General features: G+C 73.2%; 2 protein-coding genes and 1 pseudogene. 2 read left to right on the forward strand and 1 reads right to left on the reverse strand.

What is annotated here, in order from left to right; genetic code table 11:
- Nucleotides 1–379: pseudogene (locus tag FV226_RS27350) on the forward strand (hypothetical protein); the annotation flags it as partial.
- A gap of 66 nt (nt 380–445) precedes the next feature.
- Entirely contained in the window at nt 446–880 is a 435-nt protein-coding gene (locus FV226_RS27355; RefSeq protein WP_147765385.1) for a cupin domain-containing protein, read from the forward strand.
- 49 nt (nt 881–929) lie between these two features.
- Here FV226_RS27355 and FV226_RS27360 read toward each other — a convergent pair whose 3' ends face one another.
- Nucleotides 930–1,814: an EamA family transporter gene (locus FV226_RS27360; protein WP_147754199.1), complete on the reverse strand. Its 885-nt coding sequence runs from the start codon at nt 1,812–1,814 to the stop codon at nt 930–932.
- Between the last annotated feature and the right edge of the window lie 450 nt (nt 1,815–2,264).

Here is a 2,264-nt window from a genome sequence, read left to right on the forward strand (position 1 = left end):
GCTCGAAACCCAGCTCGGCGCCCCGATCCGCTGGGAGGCCGCGCTGCCGGCCCTGCCCGATCCCCTGCCGATCGTCGCCGAGGACGGCACCCCCCTGGCCTCCCTCGCCTTCCGCACCTGCATCGACCCGCCGGCCGTCGCCGCGCCGCCTGTGGCTGCGCGCGGGACCAAGGGGAACGGCAAGAGGGACGCCAAAGGAAATCGCAAGGGCAACGCGACCGAGACCGCCCCGGCGGACGCCGCGGCGAACACGAACGAAGCCGGCAAAGAAGCGACGCCCGCGGCGGTGCGAAGGCCGGCGAAGCCCGCGCCGCGCAAGGATGCGGCCCCGAAGGCCCCACCCGGCTTCCACGTTCCCCAGGGTGCCATCGCCGAGTAGGCACCGGGCCTTTGGCGGATGTGCGAACACGGGTCCCACCAGCCCGATCGAAGGATGCGAACGACCATGGCGGAGATGACGGCACCGGCGGTGATCGCGGCGCTCGGGCTGCAACCGCACCCGGAGGGCGGGCACTACCGCGAGACCTTCCGCGATCCGCGCACGGTCGAGGGGCGCTCTGTCGGCAGCGCGATCTACTACCTGCTCGACGTCGGCGAGGTTTCGGCCTGGCATCGCGTCGACGCCGCCGAGATCTGGCACTGGCACGCGGGCGCGCCGCTGGTGCTCACGGTGAGCCCGAACGGCCACGACGCCGCCGCCCACCATCTCGGCCCCGACCTCCTCCGCGGGCAGCGGCCGCAGCTGGTCGTGCCGGAGGGCCACTGGCAGACGGCGACGAGCCTTGGCGCCTGGACGCTCGTCGGCTGCACGGTCTCCCCGGCCTTCGACTTTTCGGGTTTCGAGATGGCCCCAGCGGACTGGCGCCCGACGCCGCGGTGAGCTCGGGTGCGCTTCCTTCCCTCTCTGCGAGGGAAGGAAGCGCCGGCGGCTACCCCACCCCGCGTGAGGCCCGCAGCGCGATCAGAGCGCCGGCGACGATGAGCGCGCAGGCGATGCCGAGGACCGGGGTCGCGGCGGCGTAGCCCGAGGCGACGAGGATCAGCGTCGAGAGCACCGGCGCGGCGTAGGCCGCGACGCCGAGCAGGCGAATGTCGCCGCGCTTGCAGCCAATGTCCCACAGGTAGAACGCGGCCCCGACCGGCCCGAGGCCCAGGGCGACGACGGCGGCCCATTGCAGGGCGCCCTCCGGCCAAGTCGTCGTCTCCCACACGCGATGGCAGGCGAGGCTCAAGGCGGCGGTGGCGAGGCAGAAGCCTGCGACCGCATCCGTCGGCACCGTGCCGACCCGGCGCGACAGCACCGAGTAGCCCGCCCAGACGAAGGCGGCGGCGAGCGAGGCCGCGTAGCCGGGCAGCGCCGCATCGTCGAAGCGAAACGCGCCGCGGCCGAGGAACAGCACGACGACGCCCGCGAGCCCGAGGAGCGCGCCGACGAGGTGGCCGGGCCGCAGTCCGCCTGCCCCGGGGAGCCGCGCCGAGAACAGAACGATCAGCAGCGGCCAGAGGTAGTTGATCAGCCCGGCCTCGGCCGGCGGTGCCAGGCGCAGGGCGGCGAAGTACAGGGCGTGGTAGCCGAACAGCCCGCCGACCCCCAGCGCCCAGACCGGCCAGGGCTGGCGAAGCGCCGCGAGCCCGGCCGCGACCCCGCCCCGGCGCGCGAACCAGCTCGCGCAGCCGACGAGTCCGCCCAGCGCGAAGGTCATCGCTGCGAGCTGGAACGGCGGCACCGTGCCGGACGCGGCGGTAAACAGCGCCAGGAGCGACCACAGCAGGATCGCGCCGCAGCCGACGAGGGTGGCGGAGGAGGAAGCGATCACGCGAGACCCGTGCTCAGGAAAGGAAGAATGCTTTCCCACGGACCTGCGAGCGAAGGCAACCCGGCCTGAGAGGAGGGGCGTGTCGATCCGCTTTCCCTAATAAAGCGGGCAGGGCGAGGGCCGATGCCGACTTGCCTTTCGGAAACCCATTGGCGGCACCTTCGTCATCCCGGGGCCGCGCAGCGGAGCCCGGGATCCAGAAACGCTGGTCGAGCCGGACTTTGCACCGTCGGCGGTTCTGGATTCCGGGCTCGCCTGCGGCGCCCCGGAATGACGGTGCGGTACCATCTACAAACGCCCTGCCCGCAGCGAGGGGAGGGAGGTGGCGCCTCACCCCGCCGCAAAACCCTCCGCGTCGCGCGCCTCCCGCAGGAACCCGATCAGCCGCTCCGCCAGGATCGCCGGGGGGCGGGCCGGGCGGATCAGCAGGGTCGCGATCGGCAGGGA

Origin of the sequence: Methylobacterium sp. WL12, assembly GCF_008039475.1 — a bacterium.
GTDB lineage: Bacteria > Pseudomonadota > Alphaproteobacteria > Rhizobiales > Beijerinckiaceae > Methylobacterium > Methylobacterium cerastii.

Excerpts from the sequence above, each read along its gene's own strand:
- FV226_RS27355 (WP_147765385.1), top strand. The coding sequence starts at position 446 with ATGGCGGAGATGACGGCACCGGCGGTGATCGCGGCGCTCGGGCTGCAA.